The 20,007-nt window shown below is 37.8% G+C and carries 15 protein-coding genes and 1 pseudogene; 2 read left to right on the plus strand and 14 right to left on the minus strand.

What is annotated here, in order from left to right:
- Position 1: 1 nt before the first annotated feature.
- Positions 2-1,015 carry a UDP-N-acetylglucosamine 4,6-dehydratase (inverting) gene (pseB, locus tag Q4546_RS07655; RefSeq protein ID WP_303446020.1) on the minus strand — a complete coding sequence of 338 codons (1,014 nt, stop codon included), beginning with the start codon at positions 1,013-1,015 and terminating at the stop codon, positions 2-4.
- Between the two features lie 206 nt (positions 1,016-1,221).
- On the opposite strand from pseB, the pseudogene Q4546_RS07660 reads away from it, so the two are divergent.
- A pseudogene (locus Q4546_RS07660) lies at positions 1,222-1,344 on the plus strand (IS3 family transposase); the annotation flags it as partial.
- A gap of 184 nt (positions 1,345-1,528) precedes the next feature.
- Here Q4546_RS07660 and Q4546_RS07665 read toward each other — a convergent pair.
- From Q4546_RS07665 to Q4546_RS07725, 13 genes are all read right to left on the minus strand, one after another.
- Entirely contained in the window at positions 1,529-3,448 is a 1,920-nt protein-coding gene (locus Q4546_RS07665) for a cytochrome c3 family protein (protein WP_303446021.1), read from the minus strand.
- A gap of 591 nt (positions 3,449-4,039) precedes the next feature.
- On the minus strand, positions 4,040-5,275 hold the full coding sequence (locus Q4546_RS07670; RefSeq protein ID WP_303446022.1) for a type II toxin-antitoxin system HipA family toxin: 1,236 nt from the start codon (positions 5,273-5,275) through the stop codon (positions 4,040-4,042).
- Entirely contained in the window at positions 5,268-5,543 is a 276-nt protein-coding gene (locus Q4546_RS07675) for a helix-turn-helix transcriptional regulator (protein WP_102475731.1), read from the minus strand. The genes Q4546_RS07670 and Q4546_RS07675 overlap by 8 nt, the downstream gene beginning before the upstream one ends.
- A 1,226-nt stretch (positions 5,544-6,769) precedes the next feature.
- Positions 6,770-8,467, minus strand: coding sequence for a metallophosphoesterase (locus Q4546_RS07680; RefSeq protein ID WP_303446023.1), 1,698 nt, complete (start codon positions 8,465-8,467; stop codon positions 6,770-6,772).
- 147 nt (positions 8,468-8,614) lie between these two features.
- Entirely contained in the window at positions 8,615-9,976 is a 1,362-nt protein-coding gene (locus Q4546_RS07685; RefSeq protein ID WP_303446024.1) for an McrC family protein, read from the minus strand.
- Positions 9,969-12,668, minus strand: a complete 2,700-nt coding sequence (locus tag Q4546_RS07690) for an AAA family ATPase (RefSeq protein WP_303446025.1) — start codon at positions 12,666-12,668, stop codon at positions 9,969-9,971. Before Q4546_RS07690 ends, Q4546_RS07685 begins: the two co-directional genes overlap by 8 nt.
- A gap of 35 nt (positions 12,669-12,703) precedes the next feature.
- Complete coding sequence (locus tag Q4546_RS07695; protein WP_303446026.1) at positions 12,704-13,306, minus strand: hypothetical protein; 603 nt, start codon at positions 13,304-13,306, stop codon at positions 12,704-12,706.
- A gap of 275 nt (positions 13,307-13,581) precedes the next feature.
- Complete coding sequence (locus Q4546_RS07700) at positions 13,582-14,142, minus strand: YqiA/YcfP family alpha/beta fold hydrolase (RefSeq protein WP_102520760.1); 561 nt, start codon at positions 14,140-14,142, stop codon at positions 13,582-13,584.
- A 74-nt stretch (positions 14,143-14,216) separates the two neighbouring features.
- Complete coding sequence (locus tag Q4546_RS07705; protein ID WP_102520761.1) at positions 14,217-14,741, minus strand: hypothetical protein; 525 nt, start codon at positions 14,739-14,741, stop codon at positions 14,217-14,219.
- A gap of 38 nt (positions 14,742-14,779) precedes the next feature.
- A complete protein-coding gene (locus Q4546_RS07710) occupies positions 14,780-16,066 on the minus strand; it encodes a hypothetical protein (RefSeq protein WP_303446027.1) in 1,287 nt (428 codons plus the stop codon).
- The gene (locus Q4546_RS07715) at positions 16,063-16,743 is read right to left on the minus strand and encodes an SGNH/GDSL hydrolase family protein (protein ID WP_303446028.1); all 681 of its coding nucleotides are present in this window, start codon (positions 16,741-16,743) and stop codon (positions 16,063-16,065) included. The genes Q4546_RS07710 and Q4546_RS07715 overlap by 4 nt, the downstream gene beginning before the upstream one ends.
- Positions 16,744-16,851: 108 nt before the next feature.
- Entirely contained in the window at positions 16,852-17,748 is an 897-nt protein-coding gene (locus Q4546_RS07720; protein ID WP_303446030.1) for a YafY family protein, read from the minus strand.
- Positions 17,749-17,762: 14 nt separating this feature from the next.
- Positions 17,763-18,410, minus strand: a complete 648-nt coding sequence (locus Q4546_RS07725; RefSeq protein WP_102520765.1) for a HEPN domain-containing protein — start codon at positions 18,408-18,410, stop codon at positions 17,763-17,765.
- A 253-nt stretch (positions 18,411-18,663) separates the two neighbouring features.
- Between Q4546_RS07725 and Q4546_RS07730 the strand changes: the two genes are divergently transcribed.
- The gene (locus tag Q4546_RS07730) at positions 18,664-19,941 is read left to right on the plus strand and encodes an ADP-ribosylglycohydrolase family protein (RefSeq protein ID WP_303446031.1); all 1,278 of its coding nucleotides are present in this window, start codon (positions 18,664-18,666) and stop codon (positions 19,939-19,941) included.
- Positions 19,942-20,007 lie beyond the last annotated feature (66 nt).

A 20,007-nucleotide genomic window follows, 5' to 3' on the forward strand; every position in this document is an offset into this window, starting at 1 on the left:
ATTAAACAGTAAAGTTAGGGTCTACATGCTCAACGATCAGTTCACGTAATCCTTCAATCGTTTCCCACTGGGTATTAGTGCCTGAACTATACCTAAAACCAAAAGGTACCTTTACTGCGTTATGATGCTTCATATAATCCGTTTCAGTATAGGTAAATGACACTGACGGCAAGATAGCGTAGTAACGACCTAAATCAATGGTATTAAGTGAATCGGTATCGGTAATCATTTCTTCATGCAGTTTTTCGCCTGGACGAATACCAACCACTTTAGTTGCGCATTCAGGCGCAATCGCTTGAGCAACATCGACAATTTTGTATGAAGGAATTTTAGGAATAAATATCTCGCCACCAAGGTGATGTTTAAGGGCATACATCACCATGTTAACCCCATCTTGCAAAGAGATATTAAAACGGGTCATCTCTTCATGGGTAATGGGCAATAGACCCTCAGCTTTCTTTTTCATAAAGAATGGAATAACTGAACCACGAGAGCCCATGACATTGCCATAGCGCACCACACTAAAGCGAATATCTTTAGAGCCCCTAATATTATTGGCAGCAGCAAACAACTTATCAGATGCTAACTTAGTTGCACCATACAAGTTAATAGGCGCACAGGCTTTATCTGTTGATAGCGCCACCACATCATGAACGCCGCATTGAAGCGCAGCCTGAATCACATTCTCAGCACCATCGATATTAGTACGAATACATTCCGTTGGGTTATATTCAGCGGTATCGACTTGCTTGATAGCGGCTGCATGAATAATCACATCAACCCCTTCACAGGCTTGGATCATACGGTTTCGGTCACGTACATCACCAATAAAGAAGCGCAGCTGGGGAAAGTCTTTTGGTGGATAATTTTGACGAATTTCTGACTGTTTTAGTTCATCACGGGAATAAATGATGATTTTCTTCACATCTTGATAGCGCTCAAGGATAGTTTTTATAAATTGCTTACCAAATGAGCCGGTGCCACCTGTGATTAAAACAGTCTTATTATTTAACATTTTTTACCCTAGCTATATTTGCGGTCAAATTTTAAATGATGGTGATACTTTTAGAATTCAGCAGCTGAAATCCAACTGAGACATTTATATCCGTTTGGTGACAGCGATATTGCCCCTATACCTTATAAGGCGGCGGTTTCACTGATAATCTGAAACCAACTTATTGTTTTAATGCATGGCTTGATTACGGAGGGTTACATAACAGTCTCGAAAAAGACGTGGCTACTTATATGAAATATTACAACTTAGAACGGCTACATTCCGCTAATGGTGATCTGTCACCAGTAGCGTTTGAAAATTTCCAACTAAAAGTGTCCAGTTTGGGTTGACCAGTACAGGTAGTTTAGGTGTGTTAGGTTCGTACTCATGGCATTTACTTATGATAAATTAATATTTGATTACCATAATTAAATGCCATGAATATTGCTACCGAATTAAAATATTTTATTCTTTATACTTGCGATTAAGTGTGAAGCCAACTGCATCGTCCACTTATTGCAAAACATGATAACTTCAGTCATGTGGCACGGCAATCGGTTTTCCATCATCATGACAAGCATAACAAGACATACTCGGCTCTGGGTAACCCATTGACTCCATATGCATTACAACAGAAGAATCGTTGTGGCACTCTATACAAGTCAGATAGTCATACTCTCTCTGCTCTCGAATAGATTCAATCTCAAGCCTTAACTCTAGTAAGGGATGACTTCTTCGTGGGTAGACTGTAGGATCTTTTGCACGGTTATCACAAGTCACTCTTACTGGGCCAACTTCAGGGTTATACCAAACATCACATACTTCTAATTCTAATGTTCGCTCAGTATCATCAGGGTTACGGTTACTGCGCTCAACAGTAAGCTGCGCATAATTGACTTCCAGGTACACCATTTCAGATAATTGGTTATCCCATACTTCCATCATGCCTTGGTAAGTTGATGGTTTAAATGCATAGGTGGATAAGCTATAACGCCCTTCTTCATCTTCCCGCCAGCTTTTCCACTCAAGCGGTTGTTGATGATATAAAAATGAACAAGTCTGATTCCCTTCATAGTTATTTACATTATCGGCATAACCAATATAGTTTTGCTCTGCAAAACTCCACTCACAACGATTCCAATTCGCAGCAAGCACTTTGCTCGTAAACGGCAAGTAAGTCGGTACTGTATCCCAAATTATTTTTTGATTATCTATGTCTTCATCTTTAATTTGAGCACTAAATACCCCGCTAGGTAATTCAATTTGCTCGCCAGGATCAACACAGTATTCTTTAAATATCCAATAACCTATTTCATCTTGTTCATCGGTCCAGTAGGTAGAGCATTGCTCTCCTTCCTCTCGAGTACTCATTATTCGTGCACTGTATTTATAATTAAGCTTGTCACCTTTTTTATAGGTCGTTTGAACTGACTCTGCACTTAAAGGCACAATGGGGTATTCATAGCGCTGACTTAAAAATACCGCATGCTGTACTTCTATTGCTTGCTCATATGTTGTCGCTTCATAGATGTCAGTTTCAGGTGAATGATAAACCACGGTGGTTTCACCTTCACCTTGAATATCAAGTAATAAGCTAGACCCTGCTTGAGTCATATCATGAGCGGCTAAATCAGCTAGGGCAACAACATAAGGCTTTTCAAATTCAATGTCAGAAATATCATCTACTGGTAATGAAAGATATTGCTCAGAGTCACCAAAGTAAAAGCTAATTAAAGGTAAGTCTACTGGTTCACGAATTGCTTTGTTTACGGTGATAGTTATTGTTGAAGATAGCTCTGGGTACACATCTGTAGCTAACTGTGTCACAGTGACTTGTGACTCACCCACAGCATGAGGAGTTAACAGTCCTTCTGAGTCAGTACTTAATATTTCATCCTGCGAGCTTTCAAAAAGCAAATCACCATCATGCCCACCATTAATCGTTAGTTTCTTGTCATTATCAAGTAATCTAACGGTTCCAATATCAACTAAACCTAATGGCGCATAAACAGGAATATTTACCGAGGTAATTTTGTTCTCATATTCACTCGTTATTTTAAGTTGGATCCCTATATTTTCAGCGCCTGCAGAAGTTGGCACATAAAAACTAGCTTCTGGTTTGTCATTGCCAGTGATACTAATTGCAGGACCCGATACCTGTGTCCACTGATATTCGACATCAGCAGGATAATCGCGTTCCCATTGAACACTTAATAGCACAGTACTTTCAGCAATGTATGAATCATCGGAATGCTCAATAGCAAAAGCTGGCATTACAGGTACGATAGGGCTTTCCCCCTCACCAGGGTTCTTATCCCCTTCATCACCACAATCTACTGTACAAGGTGGTGAGATCGGTGTGCCCTCATTAGGCGGTAGCGGTTTCTGAGTCTCAGAATCAGACCCACACGCTGTAAGTAACATACAGATAGTAATAAGTAGAATTTTTTTCATGTCATTTCTTAGTTGGGCGGGGAGTAATAAAAGTGAGTTAAAGTGTTAAAATCTTATTCAACTCTAAAGTAATGTACATTCTAAACAGAAGGCACTTATGAGTTAAGCGAAACGCTGGTAGTAGCTTAGAAAACGCTAATATTCTTACAATTGTGCTCAAGTCCTTTCACACAACTTTCAATCAACATAACAACAAAGCAAATCAGCAACTTTTGTTTTGCTGTTTGAGCTAAAAAATCAAGAGAAGTATTGATGATTTTGAATGGTATATGAGCTAATTCTATAATCAAGATATGGAATTACTCATATTAGGAGCCACCTAATGTTCACAGGAGCAGTAAACTACTGGATGCCTTTTGTTGCAGTTGGGATGTCGCTTATTGTTTGTTTAGGGATATTAATTTATTCGTTGATGACATTCGATAAAAAACAAAACCACCACTAAATAGATAGTTAGGCCTATTAGGTGTTTTAAAAAATGCTGTTATCAAGCCAACTCGAACAATTCTTGGCTCATTACAATCAATATTTTGCATATACACGCCTAAATATCGTGGTACTGAGATCTAGCTTATTGCACCAAAATCAATGCTATCGAAGACTATTCCACTTTTCTGTCATATGGTTATCAATACTCGTCAGTAATTGATTAGGGATCCCTAGATTTTTTGCTTCTTGAGCAAAACTTCTGGTCTGTTGATAGATCTCTTCTAACATCTCTCGTAATGGTTTATCACTTGAGTAGCCTGCATGTCCAGCCAGTATATTGAGTGCGTGCTTTGGTGATCTGCCATTGCCATTAAAAGATGTCATATGCTCTTTGTATGGTGAAGGGCTGTAAACAATGTCGTAAAACGGAGATAGTTGCCACTGATCATCATCGTCAGCTAAAAAGGCAAAGTTTTTAGAGTGATCATCTTGGTTAACGGTAATAAAGTTGAACAAAGCGCGTTTAACCAGCTTTCTCGCCTCTCCTACACCACAAAGCATTCGAGTGGCCTTAACCAAATCGACATAATCTAATGATGGCTCCCTAAAGGGAGCGTCCAGTAAACCGCAAGCAGAGATCATGTGGCGCTTACCTTTAGGAGTACAATCAAACCTAGTTTGCTGTAGCCACATTCGTCCTCCCCCAGCTTCAATCAATTCAAATTTAGGTGTATCAATGCCCAGATCACTGGCCATCTGCATATAGGCGTATTCCACCAAGCTCTCTGAATGTTTTAAGTCGAATTTTTCAGAGGTCAATTTCACAATCAGTTTTTCACCAATGGCATTTTCGTGTGTTGAAAACTGGCCATCTCTGGTTTTAGTGACATTGAGTTTAGGGCGAGCACCACCAGAACCAGCCGCATTCATAAGATGCTCAATCAATCTCGATCCTGTGCCCTCAAACTCTTTAACCGCCTCTTGCCCTAATGTTATTAGCTCAACATCCCTAGGATCAGACTCAAGTAGCTCTATCTCAGGTTCATAGGACAATGCGCCAAGGCATTGGTCACCAATGTAAGCCAACCGTTGTAATGCGGTGATAAGTTGTGGATTGTGACCATTTTGCCTGAAAACGCGATCCATAAGGTGTAAGCCCCACCCATCAGGAAGACTGTCACCGAACACACCATGAATACCGTAATGGGGTTGCTTGGGGGCTTTTTGCAGGGTTAGATCCGCTTTGATATTAAAGGGAGCAATTGAAGCTGAATGTTGAGCTAAATACCGCTCGTCAAACTGAAAGTAGGTGCCAGTTCTATTTTCAGCCAGCGAACCAACAAGCGCTTTAGATCCGTCGGAAAAGGTTCTGTTTACTCTTAACGGAGTATCAAGCATTTTTTAGCACCTCTTCAATGCTAGTGGGCTGGGCACTAGATGGTTTTGTCAAGGCACGGACTTTGTTCAAATCACCAATAGCTTCATAGAGCATCAAAAACTGCCTCAGTGAAATATTACCGGTGCTTTCAAACTTTCTAATCGTACCATAGGGCACCCCGGAGCGAGTTGATAACTCCTCAACGGATAACTTCTTTAGTTTTCGAGATTGACTTATAAAGTCGCGTAACTCCATTTGAACATCAAAAGCGGTATAGAGATTAAGCATAAAAACCTGCTACTATAGTGACAATATGGTTTTAAAAAAAGTAATAATTGCTACTATAGTAGCACAAACTGTATTTTCATACTATAAACTCAATAAGGGAAGAGTTAAAAGGTAGTACAGCTCGAGTGCAAGCAAAAAACGAAGAGCAAGACTTAGGTCATACTGAATAATGGTGGTGTGTCACCTGTACAATTCGAGAAAGCGTACTATTCTGAGTTGAAAACGGTCTAGTAAAAGCTGGGAAGTCCAGTCTGTCTATTTATTCGCTGGGATGGGAAGTATATTCTACATTAGGGGATGTTGAACATTTGAACTTTTTTGGGTAATAAGCTAAGGAGTGTTGTGTTGACTCACTTCGTCACAGCTTGTTATCCGTTAATCTTTAAAAAGGGAGCTGTGTAAATTTGTGCTGCTTAAGTAAAACAGCCCATCATGTTGCCAGAAACAATGTACTCAGTATTAGAAAATCTAGGACGAAAGTACTTCGTCTAACGAATACTTTAAGAATTCTGACTCATTTGGGGGCATAAATAAGCTCGGTATGCTCTTATAATAGTGGCCAAATTCATCACATCACTACAAAGGAAGTGATAGTGAGAATATCATTTGTCAGCTTCGCCTTCAGACAATAATTAATTTAATAGGAATAAACCCGTAAATCAAATTACACATATTTACCTGCCTTGCGTGTAATTATACATCAGTTAGATAATTGCGTGTAATTAGAGGTAACAATGAGGGAAAAACGGAACAGGCATAACTTTTAGGTTGACCACTTGTATCTTGGAGCTTTGGATGATTAGCTATCTCTAAGCTCTAAAATCAGTGAGGATGTTTGTACTGTGGTATGATAATAACATCCCGAATGATAAGGTGAGAGAACGCTTATGTTTACTGATACGGTTAATTATTGGATGCCACTCGTCGCTGTAGGCTTTGCGTCTATAGTATGTTTTGGGATGATAACTTATTTTCTCTATCAACAAAGTAAAAAGAAAAATAAATAGATAGTTAGGCCTATTCGGTGTTTTTAACAAACACCCACCTTCCCCTTTCAATTCAAAAACTTAAACACAACCCACGTTAACCATGAGACGTTTATTTGTCTTAACATGGCCATTTGAGACAGTTTACCCCCACCCTTCTCTGAGATTAAAACGTGAATTCTACGCACAAAAAATGCCGCTAAAGCGGCATTATTGATGACTGTAAAATGCGTTTTAAGCCTATTTGTCATTCGGCTGAGTATCGATTTCACTCCACGCTGTCACGATTTGATGCGCAACACTTGCACATACACGCTCTGAGTCTTCACGTTCAATACCAATCCAATGTTGCTCTATTAACACCAAATATGTCGTCAGTTCATCAACTTTATACGCTTGGGCTAAGCGCATAACTTCAGTCTCATAATCTGCATACTCATTTGATAGTTCTTCATCTAAAGGATCTGCTGAATAAACAAAGATAGGATCCCATTGTTGAAGTAGTACTTGATGTACGTAATGTGAAAATGCTTCATGGTTTATTAGCGGTGGGATAGATGAGAACATAACATCCATAAAACCAATCAAACCTTTACTAACCACTCTGTCTGCATTCAATTCATTAGCATAACTGAAACCACTATGACTAATTAATTCAGATGGACAATCATCCCAACCATCAATATTACAGTAATAGCCGATTAGCGGATTTTCATCTTTTGCGGCATTGAAATCTACACATACCACTTTATTGCTTAGGCATTCAGGGAAAGGCGTTGGAGTTAAAGTGTAATGTCCCACTACAACAGGAAATATCGGCTGTTCATTGTATTGAAGAGCATCCTTGTTTAATTTCACTGTAGGGATGTTTAACACTTGTGATTGAGGTACCACTGCCAGATCTCGATATGTTTCCACTTCGCTTCGACTTTTCCACCAAGCCACTCTGATATGATTTCTGTCAGTGCCTGTTTTATCAGAAAATGATACTCCATCAGGTAAACAAATTTCTGGGCCTTTAAGCAAAGTTTCAATCAATTGGTATAATTCATGTTGCTTATCAAAAGCTGAATACCAAAATTTTTCTTTTAAAGAGTTATCTTGATTAAGGTAAGGTTTTAACTTTGCGATACTTTCTTCATGCCAACAGGCATGTATGGCTTTTATGTTGCCAAAGTTCAGAAATAACGGCAAAGTTTTAAACCACTCTATCCACATTTTATGTAATGAAGAGTTTTCTCCTACCTGTTGAATAAAGAATTTATGTTGCTTTTGATTACTGACATTACTGCGATCTCGACAAAAGCTACCATCTGCTTTTTGTAAATACCAGCCGATAGCATTAAACTCATGATTTCCCAATAAACAATACGCATGTTTACGTTCAACTAAGTCTTTCACTTTTGTCAGTAGAGAAAGATGGTTTACTTTTGATATTGGTGAATTATCGATAAGATCACCTATAAAGACTAATTTGCTATCAACAAAGCTGCTACTAGCGTCTTCAACATCAAATCCTTGATCTTCAAATAATGCATTGAGCTTAGCATCCTGCCCATGCACATCTCCGACAAACAATAAACTGGTTATCTGTTCACTTAGACAAAACATCAAACCCTGCTCTAAATCCTCACAACGACTTTTAAGAATTGGCATCATCGTATTGTGCCAGTAATCTAAATCTAGAATACCACCAGACATACCGCCACGATTTAAGGCATTAATCCTAACTTCATTCTCACCAAGATGCTGTTCAATGGGTAAATTTGAAACAAATTGATCTACCCATGCTAACAATCCTTCGGATGTAAAATTGCATTGTTTGTCTATAAGCGTTTCTTTCAATAAAAGCCATAAAGCACTATTCCCCCTTAAGCCATACTGTCGTAAATTTGTGAACAGGCTTGCAATATGTTTGCTCTCAATTAATTTCTTCACTATCACTTCCTTAAGCATAAACTTTGAGGTCAACTAAAACGGGTCACGACTTTACAGATTTACCAGAAAAATCGCTCTGATCTATTGGGAACCCCCTCGCTGTTATACTGATGCGGGCGGGGCTACTATAGGTTTACTATGGTATGACTAGGAAAATACTTCCGGTTTAAACACTTTCTGAACACAGGTAGATTTTGCCCTGTCAGGCATGAGTAGGCGACCATAATCTGCTTGTATTTGAAATGGCACCAGCCACAAACGTAATTGACTCTCTTCTCCATCTTTATCGGTAAATACAAAGGGCAACTCAACAGCTTTTGGAAACTTATCGTGATATGGAAAGATTAAAAACATATCACCTTCGCCACCTAAATAGTTATGACCATAAGCAAACATTTGATAAATATCAGCTTGCGATAAGCCATATTTATCTGTGCCATTCGCTTTAGAAATATCAATGTTCTTCCACTTCGTATCTAATACACACAATGGCTCAATACCTTCACGGATCAACAAGTCAGGCTTTAATAAAAACCAGTCACTGTTCCCATGCTTTACAAGCTTGGTTGAACGAGTTTGGGTCTCTAATTGAAATCCGTCATTGATTAACCGAGGTAATTGAGCTGCAACATAAGACTCGAACACCGCTTCCATCGGGAAAAGCAACGATGTGGCTGAGTGACTACCCTTCATGGTTAAAGGCGAGACAGCATTTAAAATTAGCTTTGCCCACGCTAAAGGCGTCTCATAATGAACCATCCCCCTATCAATGCGTTGACGCTGAAAATCTTGATGGTGATCTCTGCTCACGGGGATATCAGCAAACGCAAAGGCTAACTCTTGCTGCAAACGTTGGTTCGCCATACTGCGGCTGAGTTTTTTAACGCAATTCAGCGCACTATGAATAATGCGATTTTCTGGTCTATCCGCTATAAACTCTTCAAACTCTACGTGAAATTTATGCTTGTTTACCAAATTGTGTTTTAACTGCTTACCCACTTGCAGCTTACCTTTTAAGTAACGTAAGTTATCTTCGCGCTGGGTATAATCACTTCTTAACCCTCGTTTAATCAGGTGATTAACCGAGGCTAAAAATTGGCTAATAAACACATCAAGTAAAGGCATTTTCTGCTGTTTAATATTGGCAGCTTCAGTCTTAATATGCCGAAAGGAACCCAGACACGCCAACATCACCAATAATGATTCTCTCGACTCATCTTCTGCCAACTTGTTTTGCAGTTGATAAGCCGCTTTACCAATTTTGGGTAATATCTCTATTTGCGTTCCGTCAGGGGTTAATATCACGCCAGCATAGTTTTGTGTCTGCAACACCTCGGTGTTGTCGATCATCCTTAATCGAATAAAGCTACTTTCAGACTCATTGCACAAACAAAGCTGCTTTAAATACTTAAAAGCAGCCGAAGAAATCCAGTTTATCCGCTTAGACTCTTTCTTATCAGATTCATCAGCTAAATAACCATATTCAAAAACAGTGATGCTCTTATCCATTATTATTTTCACTGTTGACTGTCGAGTCAGTAGTCACATCTACATTTTGTAACTTCGATGGATTATATATGGCTTGATAAGTCTCAGGCTTATCCCAAATTGAATCATGATCAAAAGAAGCTATTTGATAAGTTTTAGGCGCAGTATCAAAATTACCTAGCCCATGGTCTGAACCAAAAATAGTATCAAAACTTTTTTCGCTAATTTTCACTAACCAATCAGATTCTGTTTTCTTGCTATCACCGAGGACTAGACGAATACGGTTCCAATCTTCAAAGAAGTATTCTTGCAATAATGGCAGAACTTTATTTTTGAATACATTTTTTAATTCGATAAGTGCTTTTTGAGGTTCACCAGCTTTAATCAATTCTGCGACAGGAATAAAAAAGGCATGACCCAGCATATGTTCACGGTCATAAAGCACTTCAATACGGTGATTCATGGTTTCTAATAATTGAGCTAAATTAACTTCCACATCGTCAATATTTAGAACAGCACAACCGTTAAACACTTCATAATTAGGCATCATTTCGACAAAATCGAAACGGCGACGCAGTGCGGTATCCATTAACGCCAATGAACGGTCAGCAGTGTTCATGGTGCCAATGATGTACAAGTTACTAGGTACAGAGAAAGGTTTGCCAGAATAAGGTAAGTTTAAAGTTAACGCTTCTTTTTGGCCCTCTCCAGTTCGTTTTGAGGGTTCAATTAAGGTAATTAGTTCACCAAATATTTTTGAAATGTTGCCACGATTAATTTCATCGATAATAAGAACGAAATTTTCAATATTAAACTCAGCATCTGTGGCGAGAGATATCGAGTTTGCACCTAAAAATGCTATTAATTCAGGTACTGAAAAACGCGTTAACTCGCTGCAGGTTTTAATTGGAAGACGCGTCTGACTGTTTAAATTAAAAACATTAAGCTCTAAACCTTTTGCTAACCACTTTATTGGGCGGGTATGGTTATAATCTTCACGCTGTAATATACCATCAGGATTATATTTATAATCACCAGTAACAACTCCAATGGCTTCTATTGTCAATTGACCACTGACACAAAATACAATATCGCCAATTGACATATCATTACAAAAAGATCGAATACTCGATTGGTTAGGGTGAGTTTCACTAGTCAATTTACTATCGTTTTCAGAGGTGCGCATTGAAGGAGTCATATCACCAACATGGCCCCAACCAATTGCTCCGATGTCAGAATCTAAGCAGTATGTTTTAACTTCACTTCTACCACTACTTTCAATAGACAGCTGCCAAATTCTTGAATCTTCTTTAATCAAATCGGGCATGACCGTTTTTTGAGAAGCTTTATCGCATAAAGTCTTAAATACACCATCTCTGATAGGGTAGAAAATATTACTATCCTCATCACTTTCAGCCTTTAAGCCCTCAACAAACTCCTCATACCCATAGCTTTGATGGAAAGTAACAAAGCGAATGCGTTTTTGTTCAACCAGCTCATCATATTTATCTTTTAATGCTATTCGACGCTCATCAATGTCTAGTTCTTCAAACTCAAGAACATCATAAAAATCAGGTTCCGCCGCCTTAACCGCCGCTTCGACTGTATGGTAAGTTTTACCTGTTCCTGGTGGGCCGTAAAGAATTTGATTGAGTGAAGTATTCCTAATTACTTGATCATTTTTTCCTGGAGTATCTTCACTGTCATCAACATAATCATCACTATAATCGCTTGGCCACAAGGGTTTTCGGTTTATAATTTTGTACTCTTCATTAAACGCTAAAAATGATCTAGCGTTTCGGATTTGAGTTAACAAGTCACTAGTAACATCAGCACATAAATACTCATCACGATTCAAATAACGCTGTTCGAATTTAATCCTACTCTTAGTAGGTTCAAATGTGGCAAAAATGGCCTCAGCATTGCTGGCATGATGCTCTTTCCTTCCAATACAAATCATGTCTCCGCTATTCATGTATGTGACAAAGACATCTAGACCTCGCTTATTTGCTGCAGCGATAATGTTACAAAATGAATTAGTAGTCTCTTTATTCCACGACTCTACATTAGATTCAAAAGCATCAATATGAATAAATTGCGCTAGGATTTTTTGACGTTCAATTTCTTTGTTCCGTGTTTCGACTTCTGACCAACATTGCTGACCGTACTCAAGTAAATTTAATTCCCCTTGATTCGCTACAATTTTTTGATACATTTCTGGATATGAAATTCTAGCTTCACTACCTGTAAGTACTTGCAGCATAGGTTTAGAGAAAGTATTAATAAGTGAAGGTGCTTGTTGATTTTGGTATAAAAATGCAATTTTCCATTTCACTAATGGTGCAAAATCTAATTCGTCAATCGTCTGTAGATCACCTTCATAAGCGGCTTTAGCAATGGTCACTAATATTTTTTTTACATACGAAAAAACGCTGGTTTCATCATCCCCATAACGGGTACGCCAGCTATAAATTTCACCGTGACCTATTCCACTTTGTTCTTTTCCGGCACTACCACGTTTATAAATACCAAACTTTGCCGATGTATTGCCTTTAATCGATCCTAAGTCTTTAGTTTTTGTTTCTAACCAATATGTGAATGTATCTTGATCATTGACAGAGACATATTCTTCTAAGGTTAATTCTTCAAGTTTTTCACTCGGCCAACGTGAGACAAAGCTGTCCCAAAGATGCTGTTTTTGTTCTATCGTCATATTTATCCCATAAATTAGTAAGTCAGTTGTCTTATTTATCGCTTAGTTGTTTGTTCTAATTTTTCAGCATCTGACCAACATTGCTCACCGTATTCCAATAAGTTTGATTCACCTTTATTGGCAATGAGTATTTTATACATTTCCGGATAGGGTGTGTTGGCTTTACTCTTTGTGATCATTTGCAGCATCGGTTTAGAAAAAGTATTAATAAGTGAAGGCGCTTGTTGATTTTGATATAAAAATGCAATTTTCCATTTTACTAATGGTGCAAAATCTAATTCTTCAATAGTCTGCAAATCACCTTCATACGCTGCTTTAGCGATGGTCACTAACATATTTTTTACATACATAAAAACGCTGCTTTCGTCATCGCCATAACGGGTACGCCAACTATAAACTTCACCGAGACCTATTCCACTTTGCTCTTTTCCGGCACTGGCACGCTTATAAATACCAAACTTTGCCGATGTACTGCCATTAATCGATCCTAAGTCTTTAGTTTTGGTTTCTAACCAATATGTGAAGGTATCTTGATCATTGACAGAGACATATTCTTCTAACGTTAATTCTTCAAGTTTTTCACTAGGCCAACGAGAAATAAAGTCGTTCCATAGTTGTTGTTTTTGCTGTGAGGTCATAATAAATCCATTACATTATTCGCCAATTGACGAGCTAAAAATGTTGTTGCGTTTTATCGATTTTAGTTATTTATTTGGTAACGATTTTCAACAATGATGTCTAACGATTTAACTGCTTAAATAGGTTATGTGATGCCGTTTATGGGTAGAATCGACAAGTAGCTTTACTCTGTTGTATGCAATATTTTTACATAGACAGCCTTTATCAATACGGAGCTCTATCTTTAATCGCCCTTAATTATCATTCAATATAACCATAATTTAATAAGTAAAACTTAGAGCCCGTAGACAAGTTCACTGATATGATAAAAATTCTTAATTTCTCCTAAAGATTCTTGTAAATGAGCAAATCTATGATTACCACCTTCAAAGCTCATCACACCAAATCGACTACCTAGCATTTCGATTGTTTTATCTGCACTGAGTACTTCGTCAGCTAGATCGACCAAGATTAGACCACACCCTTCAAGCAGAAAGTCACTATAATTTTCTATGACCTCTTTCGTTAATAAGTAAGGCTCACCGAAATAAGTAATACCTTGTCCTACATACTTAGCTAATGATGTTTTGGGAGATATTGCTGGATTAATTGATACAAACGGAACCCCTATTTTTGAACCAATCCTATTAGCCCAATATCCACCTAAACTTGTTCCAACAATCAAATCGATGGATTCTTGACTTGAAAATTCTTTTAGTGCCTTTTCGATTGATTCTGACGATTTGGTATAGTCAATAGTGATACCAACAACCGAACCAATCGTGTTCAATAAGTTGATTTTATCTGACGTCTCGTCGAACTGACTACCGAAACCGTGGATATAAAGAATATTCATGCAGCGACACCTTATTATTAAATAATTAATATAATAATTAATATAATAATTAATATAATAATTAACTATATAAATTAATTATTTAGCTTCTTACATACTGAATAAATCAAATCAGATAACTCATCTAGCGTCTCACAATCGAAGTAACTACCAAACTCATCATCCTCTGCTTCAAAGGTTGCCTCTTGTGCACTGCGCACTTCTTTAATACCTACCAAATCAGGAAAGTCAGTCATATACATAGTAGCTATCATCATCCCACGATCTTCAAGCCCTCCGACAGCATTACCCTCATCATCTTGACTGCAAAAGAGTCGCCCATAAGTCACATCATCAAAAGCAACGCCAAGCTCTTTAGCCCAAACATGCCGTTCAATATCATCGACAATATTACTATTTAAATTAATTACCTGAGGTGAAATTTGGAAATAGTATGCGAATAAACGCATCAAATATTGACTAATTTGTTCTTTATTATTGATTTTATGCAGGTTGATGGTTGGACATTGTTCTAACAAAGCATTTTCTTGTTCCGATGTCAGATCGTCATCATCAGTAAGAGGAAGGCATTGAATTGAAGGGCTGATTTTTATAAACATGTTTTTCCTTATACTAACTTGATCACTGCTATGTGACTTTACATTGCGTCTAGGCTTCTTATAATTTGCTTTTTAAGTCTCTGACGTTGATGAATTAGTTCAAGTAAATCTGTTAATCGGGTATCTAATACCGTAGCTTGATCATCACTTAACATGGGGACCTTTAATAAATTTAACTGTCTTTGGTCTATTTGTGGAAGTGCCCTTTGATATGCAGTCTCGCACAGGAAGGTATATTCCAGCAGTTTTTTTCCTGCCTGGCTTTGAAGAAATAAAAATAATCGCTTACCATCCCAATTACTGTTCCCTTTCGACCTTAAAACACGAAAAAATTGGTTTGTATGTAAATTGAATTCAGTAGATTTTTCGTGTGAAAAGTAAGCAACTTTAATTTGTTTTCTTACCCTATCTTTATAAATCAATACATCATCAGGTTTGAGTGCGATACAGAGGTTTTTTTTAATAGCTCGGGACTCTACAAGTTCAGGGGTTACAAGGCCAAATTCATCAATACATTTTGTAGAAACCATTTCTATCATGGTTTCAATTTGATCATCACTATCAGACAATAACCGTTTAAGTTTTAAAGCCCGCACTGAACTGTATAAATTAAGAATATTATCCCATTCGCCACCTATTGCAGAGTAAGTGCATTCTATTTCAGACTTTAAATCGACTAGGTTTTGCTCATTTCTAATTTGGTGCATTTGAGAACTAAAATAGTTCTTAATCACGTCATGCCATGAAACACATATAGTCTCAATAGATCGAGAGTCAGCTGAATTTTCAATTTTTGAAGGTGACTTGTCGCTATTTTCGATGAATCTCACACACTCACAGAACTGTTCCCATAACGATAACAAAAGCTTAGGGCTTTCATTATCAGAGAACATATTCACTTCATCTCGCACATCATCAAGTCGGAATTTAAGCTGATGTATAAAAGGATTTCCATTAATATAAAATGTCACATACTGCTGTTTTTTAATGGATATTTTACTAATAATGTCTGTGTTTGCATCTTCAAACTCAACGGTAAAGTTATCCCAACACTCAAGTGCTTGTTTCAGCTTCTTAAGATTTACTGAACTGATAAATAACTGTTGATATTTATCTACAAAAAATAATCCACCTAATGATGTTAACTTGAACAAACTAGTAGACGCTGTGGTTAATTCTTTACTACATATAATCCCTAAACCAAAGAAGTCACTTAATGTGACATCCAGCTCTGCCATAGCTTGCTCAAGAGTATAATTTCCTAGCTTTGATTGTTCATCAATAAATTGATCTCGCCCTACAAACCATTCTTTAGTTAAGCTCATACGCAACCCATATTTAATTCATTTTGCTTTTGGTTACATTTATCCAAAATTGCTAATGCAATTTTCCTTGCTCCTAAGTTTGATGGCTCTATAGGTGAAATAGATGCGAAATCATCACACTCATCGCAAATGGTACGAAGATCGAGTACTTCAAGCTTTCTTACTGCAGCTTCACGTAAAATCACTTCATTAAATATACCGATCGCCACTTGTTCCGCATAAGAAAGGTTGGGAATACTATCGTAAATGGTACATATAACTGGCTTTGCAAATCTACACTGAACTGCATCTAGCATGTTCTGATAATCGATGCGAAAGCTCTCCCGTACCTGATGAAGTGAAATTAGTGCATCGCCAATGGTAACAGCTTTAATCGACATTAATCCCGTTGCCTTATATCCAAGGAGATCATTTCCACCACAAGAAATAAATACATGATTTTCAACAGATGTAACCTGTTTAACCTTTTCTAGTTGTGATGGGATATTGGCCATCACATGACCGTCCACAGCTAAAAGTTCTACTTTTGCAGTGTCTCCAAACATTGTTTGAAGTTGCTCTGCTACTGACTCTGTCGCTTCTACGTATGGTGCATTATCAAAAATAGAATCGCCTAACAAAATCACTTTATTAGGCAGGTATTGTGCTTTGGGCTCGGACACATTACTGAAATTCATGATTTTCCCCTTCAGTTTGAATTGTTGTTAAACACTTTACTGAAAAAATCATCCTGGCGTAATTGTCGCAAAAAGTAGCGTGTAGCTTAATGTGACATGTTTTTAACATTACACTTTAAGCAGATTACGGCTTTGTAGTGTTTCTCTGATCTCATTTAGATTTTTAATACAGATTTGTTGGTAATTTGGCTGAGCATTGATGCTGTTTAAATCTAAGCTTAAGGAATCAATCAAATAATTAATAAGTGCTAAGCGAGATGGAATAACAAGCTCCCCTTGAACCATCCCGTAATCTCTCTCAATCAATGACTTTTGATGCTCGCTCAGCCTAGGGTCAGCTTCCAGCACTAAGTTAACTGGCGTACACCAATCATCGTCATCAATAAGTGGATTTGGTGAATAATCTAAAATATCAGGTTCATTTATGAAGCGACTTAAGACAAAATCTCGATAGGCTTTATTTTTTTCGCAATAGGCCCTTACATGCCATCTTAAAGGAGTGTCTACCAATGAGTGCGGCGCAATAACACGAGTTTCTGGCTCGGGTGAATTTAATGAAAGGTATTCAATCTCTAGCCTTCGACCGTCACTCATGGCCCTTATTATCGCACGCATGATACTGGGTTCGATTAACCTTGGAGGTGGTGTCACTGTACTAACTTCACGCAAACCTAAAGTTGAATAATTACTTTTTGATACCAAGCTTTGATTGAACGTTAGTAGTTGCTGGTATTCGTGTATATGTCCTTTTGTTAGCACAGGTTGAAAATTTACAGTCGGTTTATAACCTTTCAGCTGCATATCGTATTCTAAGTTGTTTGGGGCTAACTCTTTAAGGTAAGCATTGATATCTCTAGATGCTTGCTGACGGCCAATTCCAAATCCATTACACAGGTGATTGGTTGTAATGCGCCCTTCCCAATAAGCAATAATCTCAATTAACTGGTAACGGAGTAATGTCTGCTTGTTAATGTTGGCTAATGCAGCCTGTTGTAGCTCAATCATTTAAATACTCTAGTCTATGTTATTACAGGGTAAATAGGCTCACCCCAAAGCTCATTTGGGTGGCTCATCATGATGCTAATCAAGATAGGCACTATTTGAGAAAGAATTGAAGAACAGTCATTAATTTGTTGACGATTGACTTTACTGTCCCAAGTAGCTCCACCATGAAGAAGTTGATTACGTAGTGTATAAAGTCGATTAAAAATAATACTCAATACTTTATCTGTTTGCTCATTTGCTAACGCATGATGACTCGCTCTAATTGAATTAGTGCGGTTTTCCTTCCATTGGGCTTCAGAGATTAAGCCATTTTGCGCATCCCAATATGACTCAAAAATAAATTCATTATTTAACACGACTCGAATTGTGTTGGTGTACTCTTGCCAAATAAACCTTGAAAGTTGTTTGTCAGTATCAAGTACAACTAGCTTTGATAGAAACTGTTGGAATAGTCCTCGCTCCCCCATCAAAATCGAGCGGTCAATATGCTGAGCATAAGCAGCATTGAAGGCTATCCAATGAAAAATGAATTTACTATCAAGGTCTGAAGATTGCTCCGCTTTATTTAGCCAGCTTAATGCTCTGTGAATTCGGATTGTAAGTGATTTGGTGTGGTCATCCCTTACTTTTCTATGCTGTTCTTTTAAAAATTTATAATGCATGAAAAAGCCCCAGTAATATCGAAGTTACCCAATATATACAATGCACTATAAATACGCCATGGTGTTGCGATACGGTTCAAGAAATCACACATTGGCAAAACAATTAATGACATGTACCAAAATGCGTCACTTATGAACATTAATTTAGTGCTGTAAAATTTCAGCATAATAATAAATATGGAATATCTTTATGAATGCGCTGTCGCAATCGCAATCGCAATCGCAATCGCAATCGCAAGAAAATCGTCAACGGATGCTAGATAGAGCTCAAGGCTCAATGGTCGGCCTAGCATTAGGTGATGCCCTAGGAACAACACTAGAATTTAAAACCAAAGACAGCTATCAGTCCATTACTGATATGAATGGTGGCGGACCTTTCTCATTGAATGCTGGGGAATGGACTGATGACACCTCAATGATGCTGTGTTTAGCTGAAAGCTTATTAGCAACAGGTAAGCATGATCCTAAGGATCAAATACAGCGATATTTATCGTGGTGGAAAGAGGGTCATAATTCAGTTAATGGCCAATGTTTTGATATTGGTAATACAGTGAGTGATGCACTAACGAAATTCCAATTTGATAATGATGCCAATGCAGGGTCCTCTGATGAATACAGTGCTGGGAATGGAAGTTTGATGCGCCTTGCACCCATCCCCATTTTTTATTCTTCTTACAGACATGTTTCCGAACAGAACGTTATAAAAATTGCAGGAGAAAGCTCACTTACTACCCATGCAGAACAAAGAACCATTGAAAGTTGCCAGATAATGGCTTGGCTTCTTTATCAAATTTATAACTCAAATCATTGTGTATCAGACAAAACTGACTTGTTTAATCGATTATCCACACACTGGAGCTCATGCGATATCCACCCGAACCTTAAAAAGGTCATCCAAGGATCATTTTTAACTAAGACTAGAGCACAAATTCGCGGTTCTGGCTTTGTTGTTCATTCTTTAGAGGCCGCTTTATGGGCATTTGCAAATAGTACGGACTTTCGGGACGGTGCGCTGTTAGCTGCGAATTTAGGGGAAGATGCAGATACAACAGCCGCAATATATGGCCAACTAGCCGGGGCATATTACGGCTATAGTCAACTGCCTACAGATTGGCTAAGCAAACTGGCATGGCACGATAAAATCAAAGAGTATGCAACTCTGCTTGTTAATGCCCCCAAGCAAGAAGATTTATCAAGTTTTGAAGATAAGGTCATAACCCAACCTAAAGACTCCTGTAATCGGTTAATTTACCAAGCACTATATGATCACAACTTTATATTACAAGATTACCCTTGGATGGATTACCCCAATCGACATTTGCTTACATCTAGCAATTATCAACAGCCACAATACAATGGTGATCAAAGAAAAGCATTAATAGAAAGCTTAACTTTTATACAGTGTTTTCAACTCATAACAACCGTGATACGAGCAGACAGGTTCAATGAAGGAATATGGCGTCGGTTTCAAGAAGATGGCTCACTCAAGCTTTGGCTAAAGCAATTACATTTATTTATTGAAAACCAATAGAAATCACTAAAAAATATTTTTATCTAGGCAATAATTTACCGAATAATTTAATAATAACAGGGCCAA

The sequence above is a fragment of the Shewanella sp. 4_MG-2023 genome (assembly GCF_030548015.1).
Classification (GTDB): Bacteria; Pseudomonadota; Gammaproteobacteria; order Enterobacterales; family Shewanellaceae; genus Shewanella.

Coding starts and splice junctions, on each gene's coding strand:
- pseB (WP_303446020.1), bottom strand. CDS start 1,015: ATGTTAAATAATAAGACTGTTTTAATCACAGGTGGCACCGGCTCATTT.
- Q4546_RS07665 (WP_303446021.1), bottom strand. CDS start 3,448: ATGAAAAAAATTCTACTTATTACTATCTGTATGTTACTTACAGCGTGT.
- Q4546_RS07670 (WP_303446022.1), bottom strand. CDS start 5,275: ATGCTTGATACTCCGTTAAGAGTAAACAGAACCTTTTCCGACGGATCT.
- Q4546_RS07675 (WP_102475731.1), bottom strand. CDS start 5,543: ATGCTTAATCTCTATACCGCTTTTGATGTTCAAATGGAGTTACGCGAC.
- Q4546_RS07685 (WP_303446024.1), bottom strand. CDS start 9,976: ATGGATAAGAGCATCACTGTTTTTGAATATGGTTATTTAGCTGATGAA.
- Q4546_RS07690 (WP_303446025.1), bottom strand. CDS start 12,668: ATGACGATAGAACAAAAACAGCATCTTTGGGACAGCTTTGTCTCACGT.
- Q4546_RS07695 (WP_303446026.1), bottom strand. CDS start 13,306: ATGACCTCACAGCAAAAACAACAACTATGGAACGACTTTATTTCTCGT.
- Q4546_RS07700 (WP_102520760.1), bottom strand. CDS start 14,142: ATGAATATTCTTTATATCCACGGTTTCGGTAGTCAGTTCGACGAGACG.
- Q4546_RS07705 (WP_102520761.1), bottom strand. CDS start 14,741: ATGTTTATAAAAATCAGCCCTTCAATTCAATGCCTTCCTCTTACTGAT.
- Q4546_RS07710 (WP_303446027.1), bottom strand. CDS start 16,066: ATGAGCTTAACTAAAGAATGGTTTGTAGGGCGAGATCAATTTATTGAT.
- Q4546_RS07715 (WP_303446028.1), bottom strand. CDS start 16,743: ATGAATTTCAGTAATGTGTCCGAGCCCAAAGCACAATACCTGCCTAAT.
- Q4546_RS07720 (WP_303446030.1), bottom strand. CDS start 17,748: ATGATTGAGCTACAACAGGCTGCATTAGCCAACATTAACAAGCAGACA.
- Q4546_RS07725 (WP_102520765.1), bottom strand. CDS start 18,410: ATGCATTATAAATTTTTAAAAGAACAGCATAGAAAAGTAAGGGATGAC.
- Q4546_RS07730 (WP_303446031.1), top strand. CDS start 18,664: ATGCTAGATAGAGCTCAAGGCTCAATGGTCGGCCTAGCATTAGGTGAT.